18 protein-coding genes and 1 pseudogene are annotated in these 25,844 nt (G+C 35.6%); 8 read left to right on the forward strand and 11 right to left on the reverse strand.

The genetic code is table 11. The features are described from left to right. Positions 1 to 173: 173 nt before the first annotated feature. From dnaB to tgt, 5 genes are all read right to left on the reverse strand, one after another. A complete protein-coding gene (dnaB, locus tag EKM05_RS05780) occupies positions 174 to 1,718 on the reverse strand; it encodes a replicative DNA helicase (protein WP_126460829.1) in 1,545 nt (514 codons plus the stop codon). A 140-nt stretch (positions 1,719 to 1,858) separates the two neighbouring features. Next, entirely contained in the window at positions 1,859 to 2,812 is a 954-nt protein-coding gene (locus EKM05_RS05785) for an acetyl-CoA carboxylase carboxyltransferase subunit alpha (RefSeq protein WP_126455741.1), read from the reverse strand. A gap of 73 nt (positions 2,813 to 2,885) precedes the next feature. Next, positions 2,886 to 3,815, reverse strand: coding sequence for a DMT family transporter (locus tag EKM05_RS05790; protein WP_126460832.1), 930 nt, complete (start codon positions 3,813 to 3,815; stop codon positions 2,886 to 2,888). After that, entirely contained in the window at positions 3,802 to 4,890 is a 1,089-nt protein-coding gene (locus EKM05_RS05795) for an LptF/LptG family permease (RefSeq protein WP_126554091.1), read from the reverse strand. The genes EKM05_RS05790 and EKM05_RS05795 overlap by 14 nt, the downstream gene beginning before the upstream one ends. A 65-nt stretch (positions 4,891 to 4,955) precedes the next feature. Further along, on the reverse strand, positions 4,956 to 6,086 hold the full coding sequence (tgt, locus tag EKM05_RS05800) for a tRNA guanosine(34) transglycosylase Tgt (protein WP_126460838.1): 1,131 nt from the start codon (positions 6,084 to 6,086) through the stop codon (positions 4,956 to 4,958). A 622-nt stretch (positions 6,087 to 6,708) separates the two neighbouring features. Between tgt and EKM05_RS05805 the strand changes: the two genes are divergently transcribed. The 5 genes and pseudogenes from EKM05_RS05805 (at position 6,709) to EKM05_RS05825 (ending at position 11,655) form a co-directional block, all read left to right on the forward strand. Next, on the forward strand, positions 6,709 to 7,518 hold the full coding sequence (locus EKM05_RS05805) for a hypothetical protein (RefSeq protein ID WP_126554093.1): 810 nt from the start codon (positions 6,709 to 6,711) through the stop codon (positions 7,516 to 7,518). Continuing rightward, entirely contained in the window at positions 7,515 to 7,829 is a 315-nt protein-coding gene (locus EKM05_RS05810; RefSeq protein ID WP_126554095.1) for a hypothetical protein, read from the forward strand. Before EKM05_RS05805 ends, EKM05_RS05810 begins: the two co-directional genes overlap by 4 nt. After that, positions 7,807 to 9,222 carry a retropepsin-like aspartic protease gene (locus EKM05_RS05815; RefSeq protein ID WP_158615137.1) on the forward strand — a complete coding sequence of 472 codons (1,416 nt, stop codon included), beginning with the start codon at positions 7,807 to 7,809 and terminating at the stop codon, positions 9,220 to 9,222. The genes EKM05_RS05810 and EKM05_RS05815 overlap by 23 nt, the downstream gene beginning before the upstream one ends. An 863-nt stretch (positions 9,223 to 10,085) precedes the next feature. After that, positions 10,086 to 11,002 (forward strand): annotated as a pseudogene (locus tag EKM05_RS05820) (IS1595 family transposase). 65 nt (positions 11,003 to 11,067) lie between these two features. Then, positions 11,068 to 11,655, forward strand: a complete 588-nt coding sequence (locus tag EKM05_RS05825; protein ID WP_126460856.1) for a hypothetical protein — start codon at positions 11,068 to 11,070, stop codon at positions 11,653 to 11,655. Between the two features lie 485 nt (positions 11,656 to 12,140). Here the strand turns inward: EKM05_RS05825 and EKM05_RS05830 are convergent, their stop codons facing one another. The 6 genes from EKM05_RS05830 to EKM05_RS05855 form a co-directional block, all read right to left on the reverse strand. Then, entirely contained in the window at positions 12,141 to 12,689 is a 549-nt protein-coding gene (locus EKM05_RS05830; RefSeq protein ID WP_126554099.1) for a hypothetical protein, read from the reverse strand. A gap of 299 nt (positions 12,690 to 12,988) precedes the next feature. After that, complete coding sequence (locus EKM05_RS05835; RefSeq protein WP_126554101.1) at positions 12,989 to 13,699, reverse strand: DUF4386 domain-containing protein; 711 nt, start codon at positions 13,697 to 13,699, stop codon at positions 12,989 to 12,991. 292 nt (positions 13,700 to 13,991) lie between these two features. Then, a complete protein-coding gene (purL, locus tag EKM05_RS05840; RefSeq protein ID WP_126554103.1) occupies positions 13,992 to 17,744 on the reverse strand; it encodes a phosphoribosylformylglycinamidine synthase in 3,753 nt (1,250 codons plus the stop codon). A 91-nt stretch (positions 17,745 to 17,835) separates the two neighbouring features. After that, positions 17,836 to 19,671 carry an endonuclease gene (locus EKM05_RS05845; protein WP_126554105.1) on the reverse strand — a complete coding sequence of 612 codons (1,836 nt, stop codon included), beginning with the start codon at positions 19,669 to 19,671 and terminating at the stop codon, positions 17,836 to 17,838. A 309-nt stretch (positions 19,672 to 19,980) separates the two neighbouring features. After that, positions 19,981 to 21,756 (reverse strand): endonuclease, encoded by a 1,776-nt coding sequence (locus EKM05_RS05850; RefSeq protein WP_126554107.1) that lies wholly within the window; start codon positions 21,754 to 21,756, stop codon positions 19,981 to 19,983. Positions 21,757 to 21,907: 151 nt separating this feature from the next. Continuing rightward, a complete protein-coding gene (locus tag EKM05_RS05855; protein ID WP_126462619.1) occupies positions 21,908 to 23,434 on the reverse strand; it encodes a hypothetical protein in 1,527 nt (508 codons plus the stop codon). Between the two features lie 115 nt (positions 23,435 to 23,549). Here EKM05_RS05855 and EKM05_RS05860 point away from each other — a divergent pair, with 115 nt between their 5' ends. The 3 genes from EKM05_RS05860 to bshB1 are packed head-to-tail and all read left to right on the forward strand — an operon-like array spanning position 23,550 to position 25,832. Then, positions 23,550 to 23,987, forward strand: a complete 438-nt coding sequence (locus EKM05_RS05860) for a PaaI family thioesterase (protein ID WP_126462616.1) — start codon at positions 23,550 to 23,552, stop codon at positions 23,985 to 23,987. Next, entirely contained in the window at positions 23,987 to 25,063 is a 1,077-nt protein-coding gene (locus EKM05_RS05865; RefSeq protein ID WP_126462613.1) for a chorismate-binding protein, read from the forward strand. The genes EKM05_RS05860 and EKM05_RS05865 overlap by 1 nt, the downstream gene beginning before the upstream one ends. A gap of 52 nt (positions 25,064 to 25,115) precedes the next feature. Further along, positions 25,116 to 25,832, forward strand: coding sequence for a bacillithiol biosynthesis deacetylase BshB1 (bshB1, locus tag EKM05_RS05870; protein WP_126554109.1), 717 nt, complete (start codon positions 25,116 to 25,118; stop codon positions 25,830 to 25,832). Positions 25,833 to 25,844 lie beyond the last annotated feature (12 nt).

The following is a 25,844-nucleotide window of genomic DNA, read 5'->3' on the forward strand; positions in this document are numbered from 1 at the left end:
AATGAGCCCGATAAAATATCGAGCTCATTATTATCAAAATTAATTATAAATTTGTCTAAACTTTTGGGTGCAGTCTAAATAGCGGGCTTTCTATTTTTATAAACTGTATTTATTATGCTTGCTTTTTTTTGTAAAGAAAAACGGGTAGTGCGCATGCTGATGAGGCTTGTTTGCTAAAAAGGAACATCGCTGTCATCATCTGGATCATTCAAATTGCTTCCAAAAGCATCATTGGCAGAGGGCAGGTTTTTAGTAATGAAAGGGTTGTCATCCTGATTCATACTGGATGGTAAGTCATCATATCCGCCACTGTAATCTTCCAGGTTATCAAATTTTCCCAGATGTCCAATAAACTTCAACCGAACGTTTTCTATACTACCATTACGGTGTTTGGCAATCATTATTTCTGCCTGACCGGCTGTTGGTGAGGCTTCTTCATCATCCCATTCGTCTATTTTGTAGTATTCAGGACGGTATAAAAAAGACACAATATCCGCATCTTGCTCAATCGCTCCTGATTCCCGTAAATCAGACAATAACGGTCTCTTGCTGGATCCACGGGTTTCTACCGCTCGAGATAATTGAGAAAGTGCAATAACAGGAACGTTCAATTCCTTGGCTAATGCTTTCAAGTTTCGGGAAATGCTAGAAATTTCCTGCTCTCTGTTTCCGCCTCCTTTTCCGTTTCCGCCAGCCGTCATCAATTGCAAGTAATCCACAATGATAATTCGGATCCCATGTTGCGAAACCAATCGCCTGGCTTTAGCCCGTAAATCAAAAATCGATAAGGAAGGCGTATCATCAATAAAGAGAGGTGCTTTTTCTAAGTTTTTAACTTTGGTACTCAACTGTTCCCATTCGTGTTTTTCTAGTTTTCCAGTACGCAATTTCTCTGATGACAAACCTGTTTCAGAGGAAATTAACCGGGTAATTAACTGTACTGATGCCATCTCCAGAGAAAATAAGGCCACTGGTATTCCGTAATCAATAGCCATATTTCTGGCCATGGATAATACAAATGCAGTTTTTCCCATTGCAGGTCGTGCCGCAATAATAATTAAATCGCTGGGCTGCCAACCGGAAGTAATCTTATCTAACTTATCAAAACCAGTGGCAACACCGCTCAATCCTTCTTGACCGGCAATTTCTTCAATTCGTTTTTTTGCCTGTAGCACTAAACTTTGAGCTGTCTCTGAACTTCGTTTGATGTTTCCTTGTGTTATTTCATATAATTTAGATTCAGCTCTGTCTAATAAATCAAAAACATCCGCTGATTCATCGTAAGAGTCTTCAATGATTTCAGTAGAAATCCGAATCAAACTGCGTTGAATAAACTTTTGAAGAATGATTCTGGAGTGAAATTCAATGTGTGCCGAAGAGGATATCTTTTGCGTAAGCTGAATTAAGTAAAAATCACCGCCTGCTAAATCTAATTTTGCATTTTTCTTCAGTTGGGCAGAAACGGTTAATAAATCAATAGGCTGTGTTTCTGTAAACAATTGAACAATAGCCTCAAAAATATGTTTGTGTGCTTCTTTATAAAAAGCATCAGGTTGTAAAATGTCAATAACATCATCAACCCCTTTTTTGTCAATCATCATGGCACCAAGCACAGCCTCTTCTAAATCGAGCACCTGTGGTTGTAATTTTCCTTTTTCAAGGCTTATAATAGTCGTTTTATCAACCTTGACAGGATTAATATTTCTGAAGTTTTCCATGAAGCGAAAGTAACTAAAATTAAAAAAACATAGTCGTTGAGTTGTTACAAATAATTGTTCATAACTAACTATTTTTTGTTTATAACCAAAAAAAAATCCGAAACGGCAAGGCTTCGGATTAAATAGTAATTCGTAAGATTTTACTCTTTATATTCTCCCATTTTGCAGTATTTATCCATTCTTTGAGCCACTAATTCTGCTGTTGATAAGTCTTTCAATTCGTTGAAACCTTTCATAATATATTGCTCTACCGTTTTGAAAGCAGTTGCTCTGTCATAATGTGCACCGCCTAGTGGTTCAGGAATAATATCATCTACTAATTTTTGTTTTTTCATGTCAGCTGAAGTCAGCTTCAGTGCTTCGGCAGCTTGTTCTTTATATTCCCAGCTTTTCCATAAAATAGAAGAACATGATTCTGGAGAAATGACGGAATACCAGGTATTTTCCATCATGTATACCTTGTCACCAACTCCTATTCCTAATGCGCCACCAGAGGCACCTTCTCCTACGATAACAGTAATAATTGGCACTTTAAGACCAATCATTTCAAATATGTTTCTGGCAATGGCTTCTCCTTGTCCGCGTTCCTCGGCTTCTAATCCCGGGTAAGCCCCTGGAGTGTCGATCAACGTCAAAACAGGAATCCCAAATTTCTCTGCCATCTTCATCAATCGCAACGCTTTTCTATATCCTTCCGGATTGGCCATTCCAAAATTACGGAACTGTCGTGTCTTAGTGTTGAATCCTTTTTGCTGACCCACAATCATAAAGGATTGCCCGTCAATTTTTCCTAAACCACCAATCATGGCTTTATCATCTTTAAAACCTCTGTCGCCAAAAAGTTCCAGAAACGTATCGCCACACAAGGCACGCACGTGGTCCATTGTATACGGGCGGCTTGGATGTCTGGATAATTGGACACGTTGCCAGGCAGTCAAATTTTTATAGATTTTTCTTTTGGTCTCTTCTAGTTTTTTGTTGATTTGTTTGCAAGTATTCGTTACATCAACATCTGATTCCTGACCAATAATAAGACATTTATCTAACTGTTCTTCTAGTTCTTTTATTGGAAGCTCAAAATCTAAATATTCCATAGGATTTTTGCGTTTTTGTTTTTATTTCGAACCGCAAATATAAAATTTTAAATCGTTCGAAAAGGTAAATATTCTATTTATGTGTAAAAGTTTGCTTCTCTAAAGCGGGAGATTCTTTTTTAATTTTATTTTTTTGATAGTGTTTAATCACCCCGTTTAGGATTACGGTGATTACAATTATTAGTGCACCAATGTAAAATTCAAAACTCATTTTCTCTTTTCCGCCAAGGATAAAATAGGCCAAAACAATGCCGTAAACCGGTTCTAAATTCGTAGTCAGCATTACGGTATATGGCGTTAGTTTTTGCATTATTTTTACTGAAGCAGTAAAGGCGTAGGCGGTACAAACGGATGCCAGAATCAATATCAGGATCCAATTATTAGCCGTTAATACAAAGAAATCGGCCGTGAATTTTTGTTCGAACACAAAGTAAATCGATATGAAACCAACACCCGCCAGGAATTCATAAAACGAGATAACCGAAGGATCGTGATCCGCAATGAGTTTTCCGTTCATCAGCGTAAATAAAACACCTAATATAATGGATGCTAAGGCGTATAACATTCCGTCCAGGTAATTGATTTCGACCTTCATAATCAGTCCCAGCCCTGCAATTATGATCAGACCAAAAAAGACTTCGTACCACAGTACTTTTCGACCATAAAAAAGTGGCTCCAGCAGTGATGCAAAAAAAGCACCCAATGAAAAAACGGATAACGTAATAGACACATTAGAAACGTGGATCGCTTTGAAAAATAAAATCCAATGCAAAGCAATCAATAATCCGACAAAAATCAATTTAAAAAATGATTTTAGCGGAATCCGAAACGATTTTTTCTTATACACCAGAAAAAGAGCTAAAAAGATACCGGCAAAAAACATGCGGTACCACACCAAGGCATCTGCCGTTATAGTGATTAGAGCGCCTAAAATGGCGGTAAAACCCCAAATAAAAACAATCAAATGGAGGTTTAAGTAACTTTTTAAATTATCGTTTTGCATTTCGTAATAGGTAGATGGCTAAAATTCCAAAAGCAATATTGGGCAACCAAACCGCTAATAGGGGAGGGAAACTGGATTTTTCTGCAAGAACACCAAAGATTTTATCAAAGAATACAAAGGCAAAAGCCAGCGCAATTCCTATGGCCAGATTCGTTCCCATTCCGCCTCTTCGTTTCATCGATGAGACTGCAACTGCAATGATGGTCAGGATAAATGCGGATATCGGGACACTGTATTTTTTGTACAAAACCACTAAATAGATGTTGATATTAGAGGAACCGCGTTCTTTTTCTTTGGCAATAAAGGCATTCAATTTTCCTAAATTCAGGGTTTCTGCAATATACACCACTGGAGTTAAATCCTCTAAATCGAATGTGAAAACAGCCTCTTTCTGGGGTAGTTTTTCAATTTTATCATTCAGTTCGCCCACCGTTCTTTTTGTATAATCATACAGGGTGTAGGTACTGTCCTTTGGATTCCATTTGATCCTGCTGGCCGTGATTTTATGAACGAGTTTTTCGTTTTTAAATTTTTCCAGTGAAAAATTAAAAGCTATTTTAGACTCCGTATTAAAACTGTTTACATAGATAAATTCATCATCACTAATTTGGCGATACACATCCGTATTATCCCCGCGCATGGCCTCTTTTCCGCCTCCTTTTAAATACGTATACCTAAAGTTATTAAAGCCTTCGCTGGCAGCGGGAACAACAAAAAATCCCATTAGTAAAACAAAGACAGAAACTATGGAAGCACCAATAATATACGGTCTTAAGAAACGCGTAAATGAAATTCCGGAGCTTAAAATAGCAATAATCTCCGTATCATTTGCCAGTTTTGAGGTAAACCAAATCACCGATAAAAACAAAAATATCGGAAAAAGAGAATTCGCAAAATAAACCGTAAAGTTGTAGTAATAAAGTGCAATCTCTAAAAACGGAACCTTGTTTTCCAGCATTTTGTTGATCTTCTCAGATACATCAACAACAATTCCTATGGGGATAAACAACAACAACATCACCACAAATGTGGTTAAATATCTTTTTAGGATGTATTTGTCTATTATTGTAAGCATAGTTTTGGGTATTAGGTTTTAGGTTTTGGGTTTTGGTTACTAAAACCTAATACCCCTAACCTAATTTACAATCTCTGGTTCATGTTTTTCACCATCATTTCTTTCCAAGGTCTAAAATCGCCCGCTAAGATATGTTTTCTGGCCTCCCGAACCAACCACATATAAAAACCAAGATTGTGTATCGTGGCAATTTGTTTCCCCAAGTATTCATTGGCAGCAAAAAGGTGACGCAAATACGCTTTCGTATATTCTGTATCTACAAAGGTGATTCCCATTTCGTCAACGGGCGAAAAATCAGCTTCCCACTTTTTGTTTTTGATATTGATGGTGCCATTCGCTGTAAATAACATTCCATTTCTGGCGTTTCGCGTAGGCATCACACAGTCAAACATGTCAATCCCAAGGGCAATATTTTCGAGAATATTTATCGGAGTTCCCACACCCATCAGGTAACGCGGTTTGTCTTCCGGTAAAATTTCGCAAACTATTTCGGTCATGGCATACATTTCTTCGGCAGGTTCCCCTACGGAGAGTCCACCAATGGCGTTTCCTACTTGATTAGAATTTGCAATATATTCCGCTGATTGCTGACGCAAATCCTTATAACAGCTTCCTTGAACAATTGGGAAAAAAGCCTGATCGTAACCGTATTTTACAGGCTGCGTGTCTAAATGATTGATGCAACGATCCAGCCAGCGGTGTGTCATTTTCATCGAGCGTTTTGCATAGTTGTAATCACAGGGATACGGCGTACATTCATCAAACGCCATGATAATATCGGCACCAATGGTACGCTGAATTTCCATCACATTCTCTGGCGTAAAAAAGTGATAGGAACCATCAATGTGCGATTTGAACTTCACGCCCTCCTCCTTGATTTTTCTATTGGCCGAAAGCGAATATACTTGGTAGCCACCAGAATCCGTCAAAATATTACGGTCCCAGTTCATGAATTTATGCAAACCTCCGGCTTTCTCTAGGATTTCCGTTTGAGGTCGCAAGTATAGGTGGTAGGTATTTCCCAGAATAATATCCGGGTTAATGTCTTGTTTCAATTCCCGTTGATGCACTCCTTTGACCGAAGCTACGGTACCCACAGGCATAAAAATTGGGGTTTCAATCACCCCGTGATCAGTAGTAATACTTCCCGCTCTGGCTTTGGACAGCGGATCTTTTTTTAATAAATCAAACTTCATCTAGTATTTTTATTGTTTTTTCGGTCACATGCTATTCGCCAATAAAGCTGTTTTACCAAACATTTACCGCAGCGCAGAACATAGCAACGTATTTCAACCGATTGTTCGGCTGGCAAAGATAGGTTAATTTGAAACCTACATCAAAAAAATGTTTGCCATCCCGCAAAGTAATAAAGTGCATCGAAAGCTGTGGGATGACAACCAAAACAACCTTTTTTTTTAAGAAATAATTAAACAATAATAGTATTCAAAAACACACATACCATTTAGCACATGGACTTGGGCGTGCCCTAAAAAGGTCGGGCTATCCGTTATAATCTTTTACTGCGCTGCGCTTCATAAAAGGATTTCCACTATTATCCCTCACGCGAGATTTGGTTTAACAGTAACTAAATTTTCCCATTACTATTCAAAAAGCATCCAACAAATAAAAAGTCCTTTTGATGATTTGTAAGAAAATTTTAGTATATTTGAAACTAAGTAAAGCGAAACAAACCTTCGCCAATCTACCCAATTTTGGGTGTATATGCGAAGGTTTGTTTCGCTTGTATACAAGTTAACTGACACCTTTGAGCTACACAAAACGATTAAACTAAATCTCATAATTGAAAAATAATTGCAAATGAAAAATTATACAAACAAGCAAGGTTACATTTTAGCTTTAATTATTGCTTTTATTTATGCCTTTATTTCAAAAGAAAACTTTGATTTTTATTCTTTTCTTGGAGGTATTGTTGGTGCTCTATTAATGAATAGTATTTTATCGGGGATTATTACCGTTTTTTGGAAATTTAAAAATTTTGGTAAAGTTTTAGGCATTACCTCTGTAATAATTTGTTCATTAGCTTTTTTAGGAAATAGAAAGAACGATATTGAACAAAAAGAAAAAGTTGAAATTGAAAGGAAAAATTTAAGCACTATCGATGGTAATTTTAGAAAAGCTTATAATAAATTCCAGCACAAGCTTACAAATGATAATAGAAAGGATATTTTGAATAATTTAATTTCTTCCAACGATATAATATTTGAAGATACTAAACTGGTTTTAAATAAAATAGATGACGCAACAGAGTATTATAGTTGGATAGAAAAAACAAATGATTCCCTTTTTAAAGACTTAGGCAAACAATTAGAAGATTACAAATTAAAACTAACAGACGAAACTAAAGAATATGAGGTTGAAAAATTTCAAAGACAAACAACTGTAGCTAAAATGAACACAATTTTTAATTATTCAAACGTAATGAGTATAATTTTTGAAATGAGAAACCTTATATCAATAAGAAACAATTGCAAACATCAAAATAAGAATGGAAAACTGATTTTTTTTACTGAAAAATGTATAAAAGATTGGAACATTGCACAAGAAAAATACAACGAAAATGTTATAAATTTGAATGAACATAGAAACAATTTAATTAATCAAAAATGAGAAAAGAAATCAAAATAGCTATAGTAGTCTTCGTTATAATTGCTATCATTATAAATTCAAGAAGAGTTTCTAAAGATAAATTAGAAATGATGATTTTAGTTCAATTATCAGATATAAGTGAAAAATGCAACAAAAGAGCTGAACTCAACATAACTACAAAATTAGATTATAATGATTCATTATATAACTCTTACATAGACGATTCATATAAATACAAAGATTTTTGTAATTTGAGTATTGATTCTATGCATTCTATAGTAAAAAAAGATGTTGAAAAATTCTATAAAAATGAATGGAAATTTATTTATTAAAATATTTATCGTATTGAAGAAAATCATTTGTACTATATTAATAATTAGTAGCTTTATTTCATACAGCCAAGCCAAAAAACAGGAGAAAGACATTTCGGCTTCATCCGTTTGGGGTTTTTTTACGGCTATGGAAACTACAATTGAAACCATTTATGATTACGAACCTGAACTACGAACAAAAATTAATGAGTTAAAATTTTTAAAAACATCAAATTTTCCTAATAGTAAAAATAACGCGTTTAATTATTTGAAAAACGAAACTAATTATCTGATTTATTCTAAAAAAAAAATAGATTCATTAGAAATTGAATGGAAAATCGGTTCAATACTTACTTCAAAAGCTGAAAGGATAGAATTTTTAAAAAAGATCGAAAATTACTTAAAAGGAGAAATACCATCTCCAATGCTTGAAAATGTATTGCTATTTGAATACCAAAATCAACCGCACAAGGAGTTTGTAAACGGTTACACTTACACCTTTAATACAAAAGGACATAAAAAAGCTAAAAATACAGAAATTTCGCTTGACATACCAAAATCCTGGACTGCTCGTGAAGGCAGACAACCAAATGTAATTCAACTTTTCTCTTCAGATTGTGGTAACGGTAAATATACAATAAGCATTATGACTGGCGAAATGCAATATACAAAAGAAGAATTAGGCGATTTGACTTTTGAAGAAATTGATAAAATATATAAAGAAGATATATTTACAGAGGAATATGCAAAAAATTTTATTCAAGGTAAATTCATTTCTTATAAACCAATGAACATTGCAGGTAGAGCAGGCTTTTTAGTTGTCTATGAAGATATCAATGAAAAAATGGGAATGAAAATCAAAATGAGAAATAGCGTATATATTTTTCACGATGTAACTAATTTACATTTTATTAATTGTGGAATTGTTAGTTCGGACATAGCGGAAAATCTTGAAGAAAAATCAACCATAATTAATCCTCTTTTCTTTATGATTGTAAATTCTATTGTTGTTCCGAAAAAGAATAACGATATTATAGAATTAAAAGGTACAGAACATCAAAAGATTATTGATGTTAAAATTGCAGAAACTAATTTTGACTTTATTTTTGATACAGGAGCATCAGTTTCATTAATAAACAAAAGTATAATTAATAACCTTTTAGAAAACGGAGTAATTTCAAATAGAAATTTTCTAGAAAAAAAATATATGGTGACTGCTGATGGTAAAAAACATTTGGTTGAGTTGTGGAATTTGCCGAAAATTATAATTGGTGGTAAAAAAATAAATAATGTAGATTTTGCAGTTATGGATGGTAACATTACACCATTATTAGGAATGAATATTATAAACAGATTAAATATATATAAAATTGATTTAGAAAATTATAAGATTTATCTAAAAAATGAAAATTGAATAACAAAAGAATAAAAGGTGTCAGTTAACAGCTAGGGATTCGTTGCGTGCGCAGCACGAACAATGAATTATAATCACCGAATACCAACAAAAATAAATTCAATGAGGTAAACCCGTGTTGAACGAACCGATTGTACGTCCGTCAACACTATGGAGTTAGCGTAAAGATTTTAGAGAGAATTATAAGAGGCAAGCGAGCCTCTTTTTTTGTAGCGTGGTTTCAGCTTGGTTTTTCTCGTGCTTTCCATCACTATTGAGCATAATTGCCCTTACCCATAATTTAGCTTTTATAGGAATTTGAACTTTGGCTGGGTATTCCGGGGCAAACTGAACACCCTATTCCGGTTTAAACTGTACAGGAGAACTGATGTTATGGGCTATGGCTGCTCGCTATCGCTCGGGTGGCAAATCCGAAAATAGGAATGAATTTAGTCCCAAACCCGCTGTAGTCCCAGAACGTTAGTGGCTATGGCACTACCCCACAATAAAAATAATATGATTTTCTAATTTTCCCAAAGGCACGAGCCATATTGTGAGCACAGTTTATAAAACTGCGCTAACTGTTGTGGTATATCGGAGCGATCGGGTATAAAACCCTAGATGTTTAAAAGTAGAATTTACTGATGTTGTAAGTAAAATCAATTTGGGATAAGGGAATTTATTTTTAAAAACCATTAAAATGTAGATTTGACTTATATTTTATTAAAGACATGAATAAATCTTTTCATTTTAAAAGATATCAAGATTAGTTGCGACTTTTGGGAATTAGTTCACCCACAACAATAATCAAATAAAATAACATGACTATCCTTTACTTGTACAAATGCTAAAAAAAGCTTATATTTGAGTCATCAACCCATTAAATTCAAATTAAGAACCTGCCTGAATTTTTCGAAAAATACCCTGATTAAGCCACATGTGATAAGGGATTCAAAGCTAAACGACTTGAAATGGGAATTGTATGTAAAAAGTGTAAACACAGCGAACATTACTTTCGTAAGACAGATTTAAAATTTCAATGTAAAAAATGCGGTAGTCGTGTCAGTCTTCGTTCAGGTACTGTTATGGAGAATACTAATTTGCCTTTTCAATATTGGATGATCTGTATTGAACTCATGACGCTGTCAAAAAAGAGTTTTTCGGCATTAGAAATGCAACGTATGTAGGGTCACAAACTGTATGAACACATTTGGTTTATGATGCATAAGATAGTATGCGTGACGAAAAACATCAATTAAAAGGCTGTGTTGAATTTGATGAAAGATTGTTTTAAATAATTGACATAAAAGATGTTATCAATTAAAATAAAAATAAAACAGTCAAGAATCTACTCCTAATAAGCGAGATCGTGGAAGTGAAAGACAAGGAAAGGTATTGGTAATAGTTGAATCGAAACCCAGTATCTCTGCACCAAAAAAGGGTAAACCAAACAGAAAAGTTGGTTGTCTAAAAAGGGTAGTTATGAAAGATTTGAAATCTGCAAACAAAACAGCATCTGTGTTAAGCGATGGTTACACCAGGGTATGCTAAACTCAAAGAAGTGATAACAAATCATTATGTTGTAGTAGAGCCAGACAAGAAAAAGGCGGCAAAGATATTTCCTTGTGTAAATAGAACAATCAGTAATACCAAAAAAGTACTTTTAGATATTCATCATAATTGTGTAAACCAGTAATATGTACATAATTATCTTGATGAGTTCTGCTACAAATTTAACAGACGGTATTTTGGAAACAAACTATTGGATAGACTCATGATTAATGCTTTAGAAACAACTTAGTATTAGTTACTGATAGTCATATGTAATAATATAGTATTGTATAACTTTATCAGCACTAATGAATCATGATAAAATTAATAACAATTGTAGTTGCTTTATTTGTTACTAAATTAACTGCACAAGATAATTATCTAGCTTTTTCGGTTGCGTTTGACGTTAGGAATACAATTATGGGAAGTGAACCAACAAATAATGAATCAGCTAAAGACTTTTTAGTGCAATTTTCAATGGTTAGCAAAGATGTAGAAGTCAACATAGGGTATGAAACGTTTCCAAGATTAGATTTTTCTAAGTATACGATTGGAGTGGGATATCACACCCATTTCTATGTAAATTTATTTAGAAGAGTTATTCACACTGTTTTTATACCTAGTATAGAACCTACATTAATAAACAGAAATGGTGATTGGGGAGGAGGAATTGGGTATAATCAAGAGTCTTCTCATTTATCGTTAGGGTTGAATTTAGGGCTTAGGTGGGATTTATCAGATGATATAGCTGTAGAATATTTATTTAATGCCTTACCCAGAAACGACTTGAAGGCTATGTATGGAAATACAATGGATATTACAAATGGAAAGGCGTCTGTTAGCGGTGTTCCAATTATAGGCAGTAATTTTATTAAAGTTGTTTATAAAATAAATCACTACTAACGGACTAAATAAATTCAAGACAAAGGGCTACTTTTAACAGTAAGTACTTAAAATAAATAGGCTTGTCCGTTTAATTACCTATAGTTCATTCCATCGATGATTAACTCCAAGCAATGATTAGTCTTTTCATTGTTTTATCTTAAAAATATCTTCGATTGAATTTATAACCAGACCGCGAGTGTTTGCAGAGAATCGTTGGAATAATTTTGCAAACAGTGCCAATTCCAATTTGCCACAAAAATAAGTCTAATAAAACCACTTCTATTTCGCACTCTAAATGGGCATAATTTCTTGCTGAATCATTCTCTTTGTGGGCACGGATTGCAAATCGCTATCGTTGTCCGAAAAATTAGATATCCGAGCGGTCGCGGCTCAACCCATCACTTTGCGAACCGCCGTATACGAGACCCGTACGTACGGTGGTGTGAGAGGCGCACTCCGTCAGTTTTTGGCGGAGCCGTCTACTCGATTGCCTGCAGTATATATTACCTCCAATTATTTTCAGATTTATATAATATTCCGTCTTTTTTTATGAATGGAAGTGATATAAACGCACCAATTAGTCCAAAAATAAATGTCAAAATACCATTTTGTACACCAAAAGGCAAATTTGCAAAATCATCCATTCCTAGAACAGAATCGCCATTTTTTTCTGCCATTTTTCTTAAACTTTCTGCAAATTTAGCTGGAATAGAACTATCAAAAAGAAAATAAACATAGTCAATTATTAGAAAGATTATGAATCCAATTAAAAATGATAAAAGTATCTGATAAATTCTTTTGGATGATTTTTCTTTGTTTTTGAGAACTTCTTTTATGTTTTTATTTAACATAATTATGTTAATTGGAATTATACACATAAATAAGAAAAAACCAGCTAAAATTGACATAAATGAAATTTCAAGTAAATCTAGCCCATCTCTTTGCCAATATAATAATGTTATGATTGTTAGGGCAGAAGTAAATACACCAACAAGTATTCCAGCTAATAAGATATTTTCAGCATTAGTACTGATAGATTTGTTATTTTTCATGCTTAAAGTATTTAATAGATGAAACCATAGAAACAAAAAGTAAAACAAAAACAATCATTATATTGGACAATACATTCGTATCCATATTTAACAATTTTAATGCAACAAGTGACATGATAAATGGTTGTAGGAAAAAACATGCGAAAATTAATATATAATATATGTGTGTTTTTGATATTAAAATCCTTTTAGTAATTTTGTTTAGTGGATATTTCCATAAAAGTAAATTTAAACTAAACATAGAGATTATGATAAAATATTTCATATTTTCTTAGATTTATTGATTTATATTACATTTGTTAGAACAATGAATAGGAATTATTTTTCGATTTAGAGGTGTCAATACCTTTTATGAGCAACCATAAGCAAAGCGATAACTCTCCAATAAAAATCGGGATAGCAAGATATATAAACAATGGATTTTCAAAGCCTTTTGAAAGGAACATTGTAAAGCTATTTACCAAGTAACACAAACCCGTAAAGGCATAAAGTACCCCAAATATTTTAGGTAGAAATTTTGATTTATAAATTACATAACCTACAATTAGACAGTAAAATCCAAAGAACACCAAACCAATAGCGTAGCCTTGTGTCTGAATATTTAGTGATAGTAGAGAAAGGGTTGCAAGTTGATCAGGTTGGAATGTCTTTAAGTAAGTATCGTTGCTTAATATCAGTAATGGTGAAATTTGATTCAGAAGATTTACTGCAATTATAGCAGTTTGGATAATAACAAATGCTACTGCTAGTTGTAATAATAGCTTATTTGTTCGTTTGAATAAAAAATAAATAATCAGTATGGTCGGTAAACCAACTACAAAGTTGATTAGGTCAGCAACAAAACCCCAACGAAAAAGCATTTCGTTGGTTTGAATGTTATGAGCGGTAGTCAAAGCATCGTTTGACACTCTTAATGCTTGTCTAACGAAAACTTCGGAAAATAATCCTGTAGCTATTACAATTAAATAGCAAAAGCCTGCAATTCGTGCTAAATTTTTATTTGAAATCATTTTGTTGGAGGTATAAGTTAGTCATTGTCGTTTTTCTATATCTGTCAGTTAAATTTACTTTTCGTTACATTAAGTTTGCAGGTTGTTTTCTTGCCTGACCGCGAACTAGTCTATAAGCGAAACGAACCTCCGGATATACACCCAAATATGAGTAGATTGGCGAAGTTTTGTTTCACTTTGTCTATTTTCAAATGTATTTAATTTTCTTACAAATCATCAAAATGGCTTTTAAATTCTTTTCCATAAAAAAAGCGCTTCTTTTCAGGAACGCTTTAAGAAAGTATAGAATAAATTATTTTTTATCAACCCATTTTCTGGCATTGACAAAAGCTTCATGCCAAGGCGAAACTTCATCGTCTCTATCTTTTGGATAATGTGCCCAGTTCCATTGAAATGTAGAGCGCTCAATGTGTGGCATCATTACTAAATGTCGTCCTGTTTTGTCGCAAAGCATGGCCGTATTGTAATCCGATCCGTTTGGATTAGCAGGATAACCTTCATAGGCATATTTAGAAACAATAGTATAATTTTCTTCCCCCATTGGCAAGTTGAATTTTCCTTCGCCATGCGAAACCCAAACTCCAAGCGTACTTCCTGCTAATGAAGAAAGCATCACTGAATTGTTTTCCTGTATAGTCACTGATGTAAAAATACTTTCGTGTTTGTTGCTTTCGTTATGCAGCATTTTTCCGTGTACGTCATGCTCCGGATTAATTACTTCCAATTCCATGAACAATTGACAACCATTACAGATTCCAACAGACAAGGTGTCGTCTCTCTTAAAGAAATTGTCTAAAGCGGTTTTTGCTTTTTCATTGTATAAAAATGCTCCCGCCCAACCTTTGGCAGAACCCAATACATCTGAATTCGAGAATCCACCAACTGCGCCAATGAACTGAATGTCTTCCAATGTTTCACGACCTGAAATTAAATCGGTCATGTGAACATCTTTTACATCAAAACCGGCTAGGTACATGGAATTTGCCATTTCGCGTTCCGAATTACTTCCTTTTTCACGGATAATAGCTGCTTTAGGACGCGGTTTAGAATTGTCAATAACTGGTTTTTTTCCTGTAAAATGTGTTGGAAAAGTATACTGTAACGCTTGATTTTTATAATTATCATAACGCGCTTGAGCCATTCCGTTTTTCGATTGTTTTTGGTCTAATAAAAAAGAAGTTTTGAACCAAATATCTCTGTATTTAGCGATGTCGAAAGTCAAAATTTCAGGAGAAGAACTGATTATTTCCAGTTTGGCTCCCTCTCCTTCGGGGAGGGCTGGGGAGGGGATTCCCAATTTATAGAAAGAAACGGTATTAGCATTCAATTTAGATTCTACTTCAGCATCCGATTTTGCTTGGAAAACAATTCCGATATTTTCAGCAAAAAGATATTTGATGATGTCTTTTTCTTCGAATCCCGAAGCTTCGGGAGAGAAATCTATTTTAGCTCCCAAATTCACATCGGCAAAACACATTTCCAATAAAGTAGTAATCAAACCACCACTCCCAATATCGTGTCCTGCAAGAATATTGTTTTCTAAAATTAATTCTTGAATGGTATTGAACGCTCTTTTGAAAAATGCAGCGTCTTTAATCGTGGGTACTTCTTGTCCAATAGTATTCAACGTTTGTGCAAACGAAGAACCGCCTAATTTGAAATCATCTTGAGATAAATTAATGTAATAAATAGAACCGCCATCTCTTTGTAAAACAGGCTCTACTACTTTTCTAATATCGGTACAATTTCCACCTGCTGAAATAATCACCGTTCCCGGCGCAATTACTTCTTCATTTGGATATTTTTGTTTCATGGAAAGAGAATCTTTTCCGGTTGGAATGTTGATTCCCAATTCGATTGCAAAATCTGAACAGGCTTGAACAGCTGCGTATAAACGGGCGTCTTCGCCTTCGTTTTTACACGCCCACATCCAGTTTGCCGAAAGTGAAATTCCCTTTAATCCGTCTTTTATTGGTGCCCAAACAATGTTTGATAAAGATTCAGCAATGGCAGTTCTTGTTCCTGCCACCGGATCAATTAATGAAGCAATAGGCGAGTGCCCAATCGAAGTGGCAACTCCTTCTATTCCTTGATAATCCAAGGCCATTACGCCACAATTATTCAAAGGCAATTGCAAGGGTCCGGCATTTTGTTGTTTGGCAACTTTACCACCCACACAACGGTCTACTTTATTGGTCAACCAGTCTTTACAAGCTACAGCCTCCAATTGAAGTACCTGCTCTAAATAGGTTGAAATGTTTTTCTTGTCGTAACTTAAATCAGTATAATTTCTTTCAATTGTTTTGTCTGTCATAACCACTTTTGGAGAACTTCCAAAAAAGTCTTCTAAAGCGAAATCCATTGGTTTAGCTCCTGTTGATTTTGATTGAAAAGTAAAACGGTGATCTCCGGTTACGTCTCCCACTTGGTACATTGGAGAACGTTCTCGATCCGCAATTTTTTGCAATAAATCGATGTTTTCCTTTGCAATAACCAATCCCATTCTTTCCTGAGATTCGTTACCAATGATTTCTTTTGCGGAAAGGGTAGGATCTCCCACAGGCAATTTGTCTAAATCAATTAATCCGCCAGTTTCTTCCACTAATTCCGAAAGACAGTTTAAATGTCCGCCAGCACCGTGATCGTGAATCGAAACAATTGGATTAATATCGCTTTCTACCAAACCACGAATGGCATTGGCAGCACGTTTTTGCATTTCTGGGTTCGAACGTTGGATGGCGTTCAACTCAATTCCTGAACTGAAAGCTCCGGTATCTGCTGAAGAAACTGCTGCTCCACCCATTCCAATTCTATAATTTTCACCACCAAGGATAACAATTTTATCGCCTGTTTGTGGTTTTTTCTTAATCGCTTGATCTAATTTTCCGTACCCAATTCCGCCCGCTTGCATAATTACTTTGTCGTACCCTAATTTTCGACCCGTCACACTGAGCGTGTCGAAGTGTTCGTGTTCGAAAGTCAGGATAGAACCTGTAATTAACGGTTGTCCAAATTTATTCCCAAAATCAGAAGCTCCGTTGGACGCTTTGATCAAAATATCCATTGGCGTTTGATACAACCATTTTCTTTCGGCCATACCATTTTCCCAAGGTCTACTGCCCTGAGCGGAGTCGAATGGGGCTTCTAAACGAGAGTAGGAAGTCATGTAAACTGCAGTTCCTGCCATTGGCAAAGAACCTTGTCCACCTGCTAAACGATCCCGAATTTCTCCGCCAGAACCTGTTGCAGCCCCATTGAAAGGCTCTACCGTTGTTGGAAAATTATGTGTTTCTGCTTTTAATGAAATAACCGAATCAAATTCTTTGACTTCATAAAAATCAGGTTTATCAGCGCTTTTTGGAGCAAATTGTTGTACCCGAGGCCCTTTTACAAAAGCAACGTTATCTTTGTAAGCCGAGACAATATCGTTCGGATTTTCTTGGGATGTTTTCTTGATTAATTTGAATAAAGAAGATTCTTTTTCTTCCCCGTCAATGATGAATTTTCCATTGAAAATCTTGTGACGACAGTGTTCTGAATTGGCTTGTGAAAAACCAAAAATCTCAGAATCTGTTAGTTTTCGCCCTAATTTAAGCGCTAGATTATCTAAATATGCTACTTCTTCCGGACTCAAAGACAATCCTTCTTGTTTGTTGTAAGCAGCAATATCATCGATGTCCAAAATAGCTTCCGGAAGTACATTGATAGTAAAAATATCTTGATTCAACTCGGTGTACTTTTGCGAAAGCATCGGGTCAAAATCAGAAAAATCAGCGGTCGCTTTATGAAATTCCTCGATTCTAATGATGCCGGATATTCCCATGTTTTGGGTGATTTCTACAGCATTAGTACTCCAAGGGGTTATCATTGTGGCGCGAGGACCAACAAAAAAATCCGTCAGTACGGATTTTTCTATTTTATTTGAATTGGCAAAAAGCCAGTTGAGTCTTGAAATGTCTTGAGCTGACATTTCGACTTCGCTCAATGCGTTTTGCGTATGTACGGCATAAACAGTCTTGCTTTGGTTTTCAAAGAAATGGATCATTGTTATGTAGTTTGTTGTATTGCGGTGCAAATTTAGTCAATTAAGATTAAATTTGGAGTAAAAAAAAAGCGGCAATTTGCCGCTTTGTTAATTAGTTGATTATTAATTTCTTGAGGACTGAATTGGAATCAATAGTCACTCGAACCAAGTACGTTCCTTTTACACTATTTGGCAGCGTAATTTCTGATTTGGTGCTGTTTTCGTCGCTGTAAATTTTCTGACCAATTATAGAATAAATTTCGATAGCATACCTTTTATTCGAATTATTGATAGAGAAAGTTCCATTGGATGGATTTGGATAGAGGGCAATATCATTTATATCTAAAGCCACACTGGTTTTTGGTGTTTTTTCAATCGTACGACTTCCTAAATTGTTACACGTATCTGATGTAAAGGAATCCCATTGGGTTGTTTTATTAAAAGTAGTTGTTGGTGCCGTAACGGTTGATTTTCTTCTCAGGGTTTGATCCGCCGCAAAGTTTGCAGTTCCACCGTTAAAAGTTCCAATGATATCAATTAAGACGCCATTTTTGAATAAACCTACAGCATCATTCCCATTAAAAGTCATTTCAGTTGCTGATGTAGAAAGGTTTGCTGAGCTTGTAGGATAACAACTAGACGCCATTAAACTATTTACGATTGTGAATTTACTGCCGGTATTCAACGTTCCTGCTAAAGATAGTCCAGTGCTCCATGAACCGGAACCATTCGTTTGTTTTTTGATGGTATAAATCGATAAGCTGATCGCGGCGCCAGTTGCGTTCGAAATTTCCAAAGCTTTATTGTTTGAAGAGCCTTCAATATATTCTGAAAATAATAAATCTGTTGCAGTTGAACCACTTGCTGCAGCAGTTGTCACATTCACCGTGTTACTTGGGCCAGAGATATTTCCTGCAGCATCTTTAGCTTTTACAAAGAAAGAGTAGGCAGTAGAAGCGGTTAGCCCAGTGATAGTGGTTGTTGTTCCGGTTGTGGTTGTTTTTAAAGCACTGTTCATATACACATTATAACCCGTTACTCCACTATTATCAGAGGAAGCCGTCCAGTTTAATGAAACGGAATTTGATGTTGTTCCGCTAGCAACTAAATTCGTTGGAGTAGTTGGGGCTTGTGCATCAGCGCTTGGGTTCCAAATTGCCTGTACATACTCAGGATGATCAATATAAGGATTCCTATTGTTTTGAGAATTATAAATGGCATTGTTGCGATCAATTTCTCTAGTGCTGACAGGATCTTGGTTGTGCCAAGTAATCAATACGTTTAAAAAAGCGGTCGTGAACACTTGATTACTCGATCCATTGAACATTGCATAGGAATAACCAGCAACTGTATTTTCATAACGGGTGGCAAAATAAAAATACATTCGGGCAATATCGCCTTTGAATTCATTGATAGGTTCAAAAATAGGTCCTGAATAACCAGAAGTTGTACTCGTTCCAAGTTTACTTCCGTTTAAGGAAGTCCAAGATGCTGAAGTCACCGGTCCGTGCGGATAATTAGAACGCTGACCGTTTACTTTTCCGTCTGTGGGTGTGATGAAATGGGCATCTGAAACCATTGGGGCTGCAGAACCAAAAGTAGATTGCGGAATGATGTGTTCTCTATTGTAACAATCTCCTTCTACACTATAAGTGCCACATCTTTGGGTTGTTCCGGCGGAGTAGTTATAAGGGTCTGTTCCGGCAGGATTTTCAGAATACATGTCTAAAATTGTGGCGTCATTTTCAAAGTAATAATCCCTATCCGAGGTTTGATATATGGTGTATAAACCGCCATATCCGTTATCCGTATGCCCTTTGATGACGTTGTATAATTGTGTTTTGAGTGTGTAGCCAGTTCCTGTGGCGGTGTTGTAATAACCACTTGGTATTTGGGCTATCGTTGCTGTGACGAACAGTAATAATAATGTAGAGTAGATTTTTTTCATAATTTAAATTTGTTTTGGTTATTGGGGTTAGTCTCAGGCTTCCAAATGGGAAAATACTGAAGACTCACAAATTTATAACATTTTGGATGGTATATGTTATGAAATTATGAAGGTATTTGCATTTTTATTAACATAATTAGTAACATTTGAAGTACAACAGGTTGCATTTTTTTTAGAAAAATAAACAGGAAACCTGTAGCGCTAAGTTGTAAAGGAGCTAAAGCAATTTTTTATGTATAAAACAAGTCTAAAATAAAACAAAAAAAGCGGCAATAAATGCCGCTTTAAAAGAAATGGTTCGTACTTAAATTAGTTTACAATTAGTTTTTTAGTAACTGATTTAGAATCGTTGGTTATTTTAATTAAATAAACTCCTTTTTGAAGATTGTTAACCGCTGCAGAAGAACTGTTGGTATACTCTTTTTCAAAAACTTTTTGTCCTAATACTGAAAATACTTGAACCGAGTATTTTTCATTTGAATTATTGAAATTTATTTTGATATTTCCATTGGATGGATTGGGATAAATTTCAAAACTTTTTGTTTCTAATTGATCAACACCAAGTGAAGCGGCACAAGTCCAAGAAAGATCATCAAATCGAACACGATTTGATGCTGTGCTGTTTCCAGAAAGGGTAATAATCACATTCCCAGTTACATTGATGTTTGGTATTGTCGTCGTCGTTGACGTACTGCTGTAAGGGATAGTGCCAACTTCTGTTCCATTGACATTCAGTTTAAAAGATCCTGCAGATCCAGAAAAAATAAGCTGGGTGGTAACTGTCAAATCCTTGATACCATTAGCAACAGATGAAGAGGTAAGAGCGCCATTTCGTATTGTTATTGCTCTTGAATTTAATGTTTGGTCGGTACGAGAATCAGTAGAGGTCCATGTTATTCCTGCGTTAGTCCACGTTTGTGTAGCATAAGAACTTGCATTTGCAGGAATAGTTTGAAAATCTTCAGAGGCACAAAAAGTGGTACCGGCAGCTGGTGCTTTAGTGGTTCCATTTACTGATGTACTGGCAACCGAAGAATTTCTTTCAGCATCTCTGGTTATAATATAAAAGGAATAAGTGGTAGATGCAACTAAACCGTTTACTGTAGCAGTTAACCCTGTTTCGGTAGATTTTAATGTACCGTTTACATACACATCATAACCGGTAACACCAACATTATCTGTAGCTGCTGTCCATGTTAAAGTAGCCGAGTTTGATGTGGTACTAGTTACTGTCAAATTTGTTGCAGCTGTTGGAGATTCTGTATCGGCAGGTTGTGTAGTCCAAACTGATGCTACATAACTTGGATTGTCAATGTAAGGATTTCTATTGTTCTGGCGCGCATAAATAGCGTTGTTACGGGCAATTTCTCTGGCACTTACCGGATCTTGATTGTGCCAAGCCAGCAGTTGATTTAAAAATGCGGTGGTAAATACTTTACTAGTTGAATTGTTGAACATTGGGTAATTGTATCCGGCAACTGTATTTTCATAACGAGTGGCAAAATAGAAATACATACGGGCAATATCCCCTTTGAATTCATCTATTGGTTCAAAAACAGGACCTGTATAACCTGCTGTTGTACTGGCTCCAAGTTTACTTCCGTTAAGGGTAGTTTGAGTAGCGGTTGCTACTACAGAATGCGGGTAATTAGATCGGATTCCATTTACTTCTCCGTCAGTAGGCGTTATGAAATGCGCATCAGAAACCATTGGTAAGGCTTCGCTGAATATAGATTGCGGTATAATGTGTTCTCGATTGTAACAATCTCCTTCTTTTGCGTAACCACTGCTTCCGCATCGTTGCGTAGTTGCAATAGTGTACGTATATGGATCAGCTCCGGCAGGATTTTCAGAGTACATATCTAAAACTGTTCCGTCCTTTTCAAAGAAATTATCAATATCGGAAGTTTCATAAGTAACATATAAGCCTGCATACGTTTGTACTGTATGGTCTTTGATGATGTTGTATAATTGAGTTTTCAACGTGTAGCCCGTTCCTGTGGCATTGGTATAATATCCTGCTGGCGCTTGCGCAAAACCTGCCGTGAAAAGAAATAAAAAGAGAAGTGAGTAGATTTGTTTCATAGTCTGATAATAGATTAAATTGGTTTTAAAATAGATTGGATTTTTGAGTGAAATTTTTGATAAAACTACTCTTTAAATCGGTGTATCAGGTTACTAAATAGTTAATTATAGGAGGCGTTTTGTCTTAGTTTGTGTTGTCATTCAAAGTTGTTTATTTTGGGAATACTTTGTTTTGATATGCGCCTAAATCGGGGGGTAAACTTCTGGTGTTTCCTGTAATATCTAACGGAATCAGGTATGCCGAATTCCCTTTTGCGAAAGCAGCCGAAGTTTCGTTAATATTAAATTTGTTCTGTGTTATATTAAAGAATTTTGGATCCTTGTTCAAAAGGATCGCATTGTAATGTGCCGTATCCGTACTGAATTGATAATCAGGATTCGTTGCAAATTGATTCGATGTGTTATCAAATTTAATCAGGCAATTATTAAATTGGTATTCAAAAGTGGCTCCCGTTTTCTTGTTTAAACTCATTTCGTTTGAATAGGAACCGTAAATAATGCAGTTGTTAAAAGTAGCTGCGGTTAAATCTTTAACTTCCGGAATTGCTCCCAAAATATAATTATTTATCAAAACCGCCACTTGTTGGGAACTGTTCCAGTTGTTATTGAAGGTCGAATGTGTAAAGGAATAATTTCCGCCATACGTACAGGCTAAACTGGCTAATCCGGCATTATTGATGACTATATTTTCTCCATTTATTTTTGCGGTCTGCGCCAAAATTCCAAAGGTACTGCTGTTGTAAATTTGAGTGTTTTTGATAGAAACTGTACTGCCATCATTATTTTGAATCAATAATCCGATAGTGGCATTTTTAATCGTCAGGTGATTCAATGTGTTATTCGTACTGCCATCAGTAAGCCAAATGGTTCCCCATTGTCCCGGAACATCCGAAAAATTAGTTTCTAAACGGTCGCCTTCAAAAATGACTTCGTTTTCCAGTTTATCCGTTATAGATACTGTTCCATTAATATTGATGGAGGCATCATTGGTTACTATAAGCCCAGAATTAGCATGGAAATGAACTCGGGTTCCCGCCTCAAAAGTGGCTGTTTTATTCGAAGGAACTGCTGCGTAGCCATAAATTACATAGGGTTTGTCATTGGTAAACTGTAATTCATTTCCATTTACAGGATCGTTTTCATCCAGATAAAAGCCATCTATTTTTTGGTCTCCAATAGGAAGTGTTTCAGTAGTTCCATTAGTAAAACGCTTTGGATAAAGAAAAACAGCGTCTTGAATGAGCGTTACCAGTTCTACATTTTGCCGGTTTTCGCCACTGTCAAACTGAATTTGATCGGTGTATAAAAAATCGTTTGGGTTAGCATCAGTACTATTTGCAGTGGTTTCTATGAAAATATACAAACTGTCTTTGGCTAAAAGAGCCACATTAGTAAAAATTTTACCTTCCGTTCCCTGCATTCCGTCAACGGTCATTCGGTATTTAGAACTTAATCCTTTTCCTAATTTAATGGTTGGAATGGTAATGTCATTTTTGCTTTTGTTGAATACTTTGAGTCGGTACGTGCTGGAACCAATGTTTGAAAAAACAGTGTCGAGATAAATAGTGTCTTTGGAAAAAGCTAAATCACCGGTGCTGGCTACGGTCTCAAAATCAGATCGGCAGGAACAAATGGAGAATACTATTCCAATAAAAAGCAGGACTATTTTGGCACGCATCTAGTTGTATTTTTTGTAAAAATAGGAAAAATCTATTTCGAAATCAGAATAACAATTGCAATTACTGTTTTGTGACTTATCTTTTATTTATTTTTACATTTCTAAAGCCAATAACATGACATTCGACAAAGAAAAAATACTTCAATATTGCAATCACATTTCTAAAAACACCTTAATGCAAACGTTGAATATTGAATATACTGATGCAGGAGAAGATTTTTTAGTAGCCACAATGCCTGTTAATCCATCCGTACATCAGCCAATGGGATTGTTGCATGGTGGTGCTTCAGTAGCTTTAGCAGAAAGTGTGGGCAGTGCCGCTTCTATGCTGTATGTGAATTCTGAGCTAAGTGAAGTGCGCGGAATCGAGATTTCAGCCAATCATTTGAAAGCAAAGCGGGACGGAATTGTAACGGCAACAGCTCGAATCGTGCACAAAGGACGAAGCATTCATCTTTGGGAAATACGAATTACGGATGAAAATAATACCTTAATATCGCTTTGTAAATTGACTAATATGATTTTGCCAAAAAGAAAAAGCGAAAACAAATAATGGAAGCAATTATAGCTAAAGCCAAAAAACAGTTTCAGGAAAAACTACCTTTTGTTTTGTATTGTAAGCCTGATTCAGCAGAAGTAATTGGTTTTTTTCAACAAAATGACACGGTATTTTCAGCTGTTGATTTTACCGAAAAAGGGTTTGTTTTTGCCTCTTTTGATGGAGCCAAAACGCATTTGATTCCTGAAAATGAATCGGAAATGGTGCGGGTTACTTTGAAAAAAAAAGAAAATGCTATTTCTAAAAATGAATTTACGATTGTAGATGCCTTGGCTAAAAATAATTTTGAAGCTTTAGTTTCCAAAGGGATCCAGTCCATAAAGAATAACGAATGTAATAAAGTAGTGCTTTCCAGAAAAGAAACCGTTGAAGTAGCAGATTTTGATTTGGTTTCCACTTTCGAAAAATTAGTACAGCTTTATCCTTCTACTTTTGTGTATTGTTTTTATCATCCAAAAATTGGAACTTGGTTGGGCGCTACACCGGAGCAATTACTGAAAGCAACTGAAGCCGTTTTTGAAACGATTTCTTTGGCGGGAACGCAGAAAGATTTGGGTTTATCCGAAATTACTTGGCACAAAAAAGAAAAAGAAGAACAGCAGTTTGTAACGGATTATATTGTTTCAAAACTGGAAAGTGTGGCTTCCGGAGTTTTGGTGACGGAGCCGTACAGCGTCAAAGCGGGAAGTATCTGGCATATAAAAACAGATATTTCTGGACGTTTAAATTCCGATTCCAGCTTGCAAAAAGTAATTCAGTTATTGCATCCCACACCTGCCGTTTGTGGATTGCCAAAAGAAAGTGCTAAGACTTTTATTCTAGAAAACGAGCAGTACGACAGGAGTTTTTACACCGGTTTTCTGGGGGAATTGAACAGCAGTTTCACGACCAATACCGTAAGTTCTGATTTGTTTGTAAATTTGCGGTGCATGCAAATTGATTTTGATTCGAATCTCGCATTGACTAGCGCATATTTGTATATGGGTTGTGGTATCACAAAAGATAGCGTCCCTGAAAAAGAGTGGGAGGAAAGCGTCCATAAATCAATGACAATGAAAAAAGTATTATAAATATTAGATGAAGGCGAGTTAGTATAACTTTAAATAAAATAAACAGAAAATAATGAAATTAGATATATTGGCTTTTGGTGCGCATCCTGATGATGTAGAGTTGGGTTGTGCGGGAACCATTTTAAAAGAAATGTCCTTAGGAAAAACAGTTGGGATTATTGATTTGACACGTGGCGAATTAGGGACTCGCGGTTCCGCTGATATCAGAGATCAGGAAGCGAATGCTGCTGCAAAAATACTGGGCGTTTCAGTGCGTGAGAATTTAGAAATGCGAGATGGCTTTTTTGTCAATGACGAAAAACACCAATTAGAAATTATACAAATGATTCGCAAGTACCAGCCGGAAATTATTCTATGCAATGCTATTGATGACCGCCATATTGATCATGCAAAAGGAAGTAAATTAGTGTCTGATGCTTGTTTTTTATCCGGGTTGATCAAGATAGAAACTTCATTAGCAGGCGAAAAGCAAGCGCCTTGGCGGCCAAAAATTGTCTACCATTACATTCAATGGAAAAATATAGAGCCGGATTTTGTAGTCGACATTACAGGTTTTACCGATAAAAAAATTGAAGCAATTTTAGCCTACAGTTCCCAGTTTTATGATGCCAACTCAAAGGAACCGGAATCCCCAATAACAAGCAAAAACTTTCTGGAAAGCCTGAATTATCGCTCCAGAGATTTAGGAAGGATTGCAGGACTGGATCATGCAGAAGGTTTTACGACTGAAAGATATTTGGCAGTCAATAGCTTAGCAGATTTGATCTAATTTTCATGTAAT

This window comes from Flavobacterium sp. GSP27 (assembly GCF_003970395.1).
GTDB lineage: Bacteria > Bacteroidota > Bacteroidia > Flavobacteriales > Flavobacteriaceae > Flavobacterium.